The following is a 5,490-nucleotide window of genomic DNA, read 5'->3' as shown; positions in this document are numbered from 1 at the left end:
GTAGAGCAATTAATCTAGTGATGTAGAATATTCTATTGGGGCATTTATGCGTATTCATGAGTGACGTTTTTAATACAAAAGAAGAAAACTGATAAATATGACATTTTATGAAGAGTATTTTATTAGCTCATTTGGTGCGATATATACAGTCGTTGCTGGGTTCTTCACACTTTACATTTACATACGTGCTTGTCGTAAAATTTACGGAGCATATAGTGAAGAGCATACTGTAAATGGGAGGGTTAACTGGTCAGAATATGGCATGTTTGCAGAGGATGGGAACTTAAAAAAAGAAGCTCTCATTACATACACATATATCGTGGATGGCAAATCATATAGTGGTAAATACTATATTCCTAGAAAAATAAGGAGATATGGAGACGGCGGAAAAAGTTTAGTTGAAAATTACCCGAAAGGATCATCGATTAAGATTTACTATTCTATTAAAAATCCAGCAGAACATGAAGTTGAAAAATTAACTGACTTTATCGATAAAGCCATGTATGAGTTGTTCTTTGATGCATCTCCGATTTTTATTTTTCTAAATCTTATTGGTATGTTTTTTTACTATCTTGCTACCTTTAGCTATTAGGATTTTAAGGTAAGTTGTTGTGTAACTTTTTGACTAGTTGGATAAAAAGCAAAGCTCACACCGTTAGCTTTGAGGTGTTTTTGAATACTGCAACTAAAGTTTCGGTGAAGTGCCAGAGCTTCAGTTGCAGTGTTTCGGTTCAATTAGAGCTGTAAATACTGGATGTTGAAAGAGCTTTGATTGTTACAGCTTATCGGCTTCGACTGTCTTAATAGTGCTCCAGTTTGTATCGGCAGTGTTGATATAGCCCGGTACATCTTCCAGCCAACGCTTCTGAACACTCTTATCCAAGTTCAGATATAGCTTGTTATCAACCACTTTCCATGCATTCGGGTCGGTTTCAAACTTTTTGCCCATCGCCACACCAAAAGCACAGTAACCGCCGTATTGCGGTGCGTATTTCTCGGGATCAGCCTTGAAGGCATCGCGGTTGTCTGCGCTGCTGAATTGGAAGATGGCATTCTTATAGGTAGCAGTGAACGCTTGGTTGCCTTTTACCGCCTTGCTCTCGGTGAAATAGGCAACAGGATCGTATCCTTTAATTGCAACATCGTTACTATCTGCGCTTACGTCGATATCTGCGCTGAATACCATAGTGGAAATACTCAGGGCCGAGGTTACCGCGATGAGGCGCAGAAATTTAATGAACATGTTCATGGTGAATCTCCGTTTTCAAATTACCGATTGACAGTAACTATAATCTATACCCAAAGTTCGAACTTTTGAGATACTATAATTCGGTTTTCAATACCGATCGTACGGAGATGGCCATGGATCCATTGTCAGATGTGCTGAACCGGTTTTCTGTTTCAGCGGGCGGGTTTTATTCTGGACAGTTATGCGGGGTCTCGCAGGTTGAGCAAGCCCAAGATGCCGTCGGTCATTTACACCTGCTAAAAGAAGGTAAGCTCACTGTCGTTAAAAACGGCGGCGAGAAAATTCAGCTAACTGAACCTAGTTTGCTATTGTTCCCGCAACCCATCCCTCACCGTTTGTTAGCTGACCAAAACGACCGAGCTGAAGTGGTTTGCGCTGAAATCAGCTATGGGGCAGGGAAGCATAATCCTATCGCAAATACGTTACCGGAAATGGTATTACTGCCGTTGGCTCGTTGTCCGGGGTTAACCGGGGTAGTGAGTAGCTTGTTTGAAGAGGTACACAGCTGCAAGAACGGGCGAACATTGGTGATGGACAGGTTAACCGAAGTATTGGTCGTGATGCTAATGCGCGAGCTGGTCTCACAAGGGGTCGTTAAACAAGGAATGCTGGCCGGAATGAGCCACCCTAAACTTGCGCCGGTGCTGTTGGCTATTCACCAAAACCCCGGTTCATCAGAATCTATTTCTGAACTGGCCCATTTGGCGGCTATGTCTCGTACTACATTTATAGATACCTTTCGAAAAGTGTTGGGCGTGCCACCAGGAGATTACATTTTAGGCTGGAAAATCAGTATAGCGCAAAGCTTGCTGAAACGAGGGATGGCAATCAGTCGTGTAGCCGATGAGGTTGGGTACAGCAATACTTCCGGCTTTGCCCGAGCATTCAGGAAGAAAACGGGTCAGTCACCGAAAGCATGGTTGGAGTCATTCTCGGAAGAGGCGGTGTGATGAAAGTGTTCGAATTTAATGGTGAAGATGTTGTCTGCATGGGAGTCGAGTAGGTTCTGTTGAGCGCACTCTTTTTTGGCCGACTCGACTCTCATGGCTTAGACTTTTATACCTAGGCTTACCTGTCGATACGTGACGGTGTCACCTTACTGATCGGTTTCATCCTCTGAAGAGGAACCTCGGGCAATATTCTCCTGCTTGTTACTATCGCGTAGTTCTTGTTCATCTGTTTGTTTCTCTACCAGATTGTCATCAGCTGTATCTTGTCTGGGAGAAAAGATGTTTTTTAGCCAATCGAGCATAGTCCAACCTTAGTGTTGTTTGTGCAGTGTTTAACACTCTATAAGCTTAGTCGTTTCCCATTTTCTTACCTTGTAATGTGCAACTTTAAAGGCGTGGAGTTGATTTTGGGCTGCGGTGTTTTAAGATGCGATGACTATGATGTCGTTTGGCAATACAAGATAAAGAGCTGAGTGAAATGGATTATTTACAACGGTTAACCCCAGTTATCCGCTACCTGGAACAACATTACGCCGAATCAGTGAACCTCCAGCAAGTTGCTGCAATGGCAAACCTTTCTCCTCATCACTTTCATCGGATATTTAAAGCCGTGACGGGGGAAACGTTAGCCAATCATATCAAACGCTTGAAGTTGCAAAATGCCGCACAACAGTTGTTTTTCAAGAAGTCTAGTGTGACAGAAGTCGCTCTCGATCATGGTTTTTCCAGCTCACAAAGCCTGGCCAAAGCATTTCGTCTCTATTTTGGTGTTACCCCAACCGAGATCCGAAATTGCACAACGCTTGAAGAATATTCAGCGCTGTTGAGAAATAGCAAGATTGGACACACCCTTCGCAAGTCTGGACACGAAAGCTCTCTCTCCGATGATTATAGTGGTGGATATCAACCACAAAGGAGTGAGAACATGAAAACTGAATTGTTCGAAGAACGCTGTCTGGCGTATGTGCGTGTTACCGGGCCCTATGGAGAAAATTATGAACCCGCTTTAGGGAAACTGTACCAATGGGCAGGTGCAAAAGGGTTACAAGATGGTCAGTGTATATTTATCTATCATGACAATCCGGAAGCCACGCCAGCAGATAAATGTCGTACCGATATCTGCCTGACCGTACCGGAAGGAACTGATGGCAGCCAGGGGATTGAAGTGAAGAAACTGCCTGCTGGCAGCTATGCATCGATTCGTGAAACGGTGACAGAACAAAGTCAGTACGGTACATTTTGGGAGAGCCTGATGGAACAAATTGTTGCTTCAGGATTGGAAGTCGACGACAGGCCGTGTTTTGAGTTGTACCACAGCTACAATCCCGAGACCCGAGTTGCCGATGTTAGTTTCTGTGAGCCAATAAAGGCATAATTTTCAGGCGTATCGCTAGTTGTTATTAGACGCAGAGAAAGTGGAGCTTTCTCTGCGTCATTACGTTTCTTTTCTCAATCAATTATCCACTCAAAGAGCAAATCCAGAGACGGGTTTTTAATATTCGTCGGCCTGACCAGGTAATAACCATTTCCTGAGTTAACCGCTATCGGGTTTGGCCGGATCAGACGGCCAGAATCAAGATCTTGTTTGGCCAGAATAATGTCACCTACGGCAATACCAAAGCCTTGCATCGCAGCACTCACCGCTAAATCCAATGTAGCAAAGTGTTGGTCTTGTTCGCTGGTTGCCGATGTAACGCCACAATGAGCCAGCCATAATTTCCAGTCACTTTTCTGAGGTGTTGCATGAAGCCAAGTATAGTTTGTCATCTCATCGGCTTCGAGAGTTTGGGGGCTGCCGCGTAGTAGTTCTGGTGAACACATCGGCGAGAGCGACTCTTCAAACAACAGGATGGCGCTGAGATCGCTTTGCTTCGGCTGCTTGCCATAGCAAATAGCCGCATCAAAGGATTCGGAGGCAAAATTTACGTTGTGCTTAATTGCCGAGGTTAACTCGACATCGATATCAGGGTGGGCCTGCTGAAATGACATCAGCCTTGGTAACAACCAGGATGTGATACAGCTTGGTGCTTTGAGCTTGATTTGCCGCTTGTCGCTGGAGACTTGCTCAACCGCACGGTGGATATGATTCATTGCATTTTCGACCAGTGGCAGAAATTCCAGGCCTTTGCTTGTCAGAGTCAACCCCCGTGCATGCCTGTTAAAAAGCCGAACTTTTAGTCGCTCTTCTAAGCTGATGATTTGGCGGCTGACAGCGCCCTGGGTAATATTCAGAATTTGGGCGGCTGTGGTGAAATTGAGCTGCTGGGCTGTTATCAGAAAGGATTGCAGCTCTTTCATTGTCGGGGTGCGATTATTCATTACTCAAGCCATGTTATTTTCTCATGGCTAGTATGCCGAGATTTCGATTCAGATTTCAAGTTTGCTCTGTTTATAATCAAAACAAGAAATTGTTGAGATAATTAATTCGTATTTAATGCATGAAAATGCACGATTGGTCTTTCTATCTCGTGAAGTATGCAGCACTTGGAGGTTGTCAGTGAATTCGTTAGCATCACGTTTGGTACCCAAGACAGTAGGAAAACTCATACCTTATCAGTCTGCACGAAGAATCGGTGGTAGTGGACACTTGTGGCTGAATGCCAATGAACTGGAAAAAAGTTGTCAATATGGCGCCGGGGATGGTGAATATCATCGGTATCCTGACTTTCTTCCCCATGATCTAGCCAATGCCTATTTGGAGTACTGCCGGGGAACAGGCGATACATTACGCTGCGAGGCAGTGGCTGTTCGCGGTGCGGATGAAGCTATTGATCTGATGATCAGAACGTTTTGTCAGCCCGGTGCCGACAAGATCATGATTTGTCCGCCGACATACGCGATGTATGAATTTTGCGCCGAGTCGATTGCGGTTGAGGCGGTAAAAGCGCCGTTGTTAGAGGACTTCCAGCTAGATATGCCTGCGATAACCAGGCAGTTAGCTGATACCAAGATCCTGTTTCTTTGTTCGCCCAACAATCCGACCGGCAATGTGGTTGAGCAAGCCGATATCATCGCCTTGCTTGAAGCGGGCAGGGAAACAACCCTGATTGTTGTTGATGAGGCTTATATTGAATTTGCACCTGAAACCAGCGTGGTGAATTTGATTGAGCAATATCCTAATTTGGTGGTGATTCGAACCTTGTCGAAAGCGTTTGGCCTTGCAGCTATTCGATGCGGTTTCTTATTGGCAGATAGCAGTGTGATGGAATACATCTCAAGACTCATTGCTCCTTATCCTATCGCTGATCCTGTTGCGGAGATTGCTCTGCGGGCCTTGGAGAGTGATGGGAT

At 44.8% G+C, this 5,490-nt stretch carries 7 protein-coding genes; 4 read left to right on the top strand and 3 right to left on the bottom strand.

What is annotated here, in order from left to right; genetic code table 11:
* Window positions 1-97: 97 nt before the first annotated feature.
* Window positions 98-592, top strand: a complete 495-nt coding sequence (locus MHN01_RS15035; RefSeq protein ID WP_239412091.1) for a DUF3592 domain-containing protein — start codon at window positions 98-100, stop codon at window positions 590-592.
* A 183-nt stretch (window positions 593-775) separates the two neighbouring features.
* Here MHN01_RS15035 and MHN01_RS15030 read toward each other — a convergent pair whose 3' ends face one another.
* Window positions 776-1,186, bottom strand: coding sequence for a YHS domain-containing (seleno)protein (locus MHN01_RS15030; RefSeq protein WP_239412092.1), 411 nt, complete (start codon window positions 1,184-1,186; stop codon window positions 776-778).
* A 176-nt stretch (window positions 1,187-1,362) separates the two neighbouring features.
* Here MHN01_RS15030 and MHN01_RS15025 point away from each other — a divergent pair, with 176 nt between their 5' ends.
* Entirely contained in the window at window positions 1,363-2,199 is an 837-nt protein-coding gene (locus tag MHN01_RS15025; RefSeq protein ID WP_239412090.1) for an AraC family transcriptional regulator, read from the top strand.
* A gap of 146 nt (window positions 2,200-2,345) precedes the next feature.
* Here MHN01_RS15025 and MHN01_RS15020 read toward each other — a convergent pair whose 3' ends face one another.
* Window positions 2,346-2,501 carry a hypothetical protein gene (locus tag MHN01_RS15020; RefSeq protein WP_175577600.1) on the bottom strand — a complete coding sequence of 52 codons (156 nt, stop codon included), beginning with the start codon at window positions 2,499-2,501 and terminating at the stop codon, window positions 2,346-2,348.
* A gap of 176 nt (window positions 2,502-2,677) precedes the next feature.
* Between MHN01_RS15020 and MHN01_RS15015 the strand changes: the two genes are divergently transcribed.
* Window positions 2,678-3,574 (top strand): GyrI-like domain-containing protein, encoded by an 897-nt coding sequence (locus MHN01_RS15015; RefSeq protein WP_239412089.1) that lies wholly within the window; start codon window positions 2,678-2,680, stop codon window positions 3,572-3,574.
* 74 nt (window positions 3,575-3,648) lie between these two features.
* Here the strand turns inward: MHN01_RS15015 and MHN01_RS15010 are convergent, their stop codons facing one another.
* Window positions 3,649-4,518 (bottom strand): LysR substrate-binding domain-containing protein, encoded by an 870-nt coding sequence (locus tag MHN01_RS15010; protein ID WP_239412088.1) that lies wholly within the window; start codon window positions 4,516-4,518, stop codon window positions 3,649-3,651.
* Window positions 4,519-4,696: 178 nt separating this feature from the next.
* On the opposite strand from MHN01_RS15010, the gene MHN01_RS15005 reads away from it, so the two are divergent.
* The coding region (locus tag MHN01_RS15005) for an aminotransferase class I/II-fold pyridoxal phosphate-dependent enzyme (protein WP_239412087.1) at window positions 4,697-5,490 on the top strand (794 nt) is incomplete at its 3' end.

Source organism: Photobacterium sp. OFAV2-7 (assembly GCF_022347985.1).
GTDB lineage: Bacteria > Pseudomonadota > Gammaproteobacteria > Enterobacterales > Vibrionaceae > Photobacterium.
This window is presented reverse-complemented; position numbering and strand designations above follow the sequence as displayed.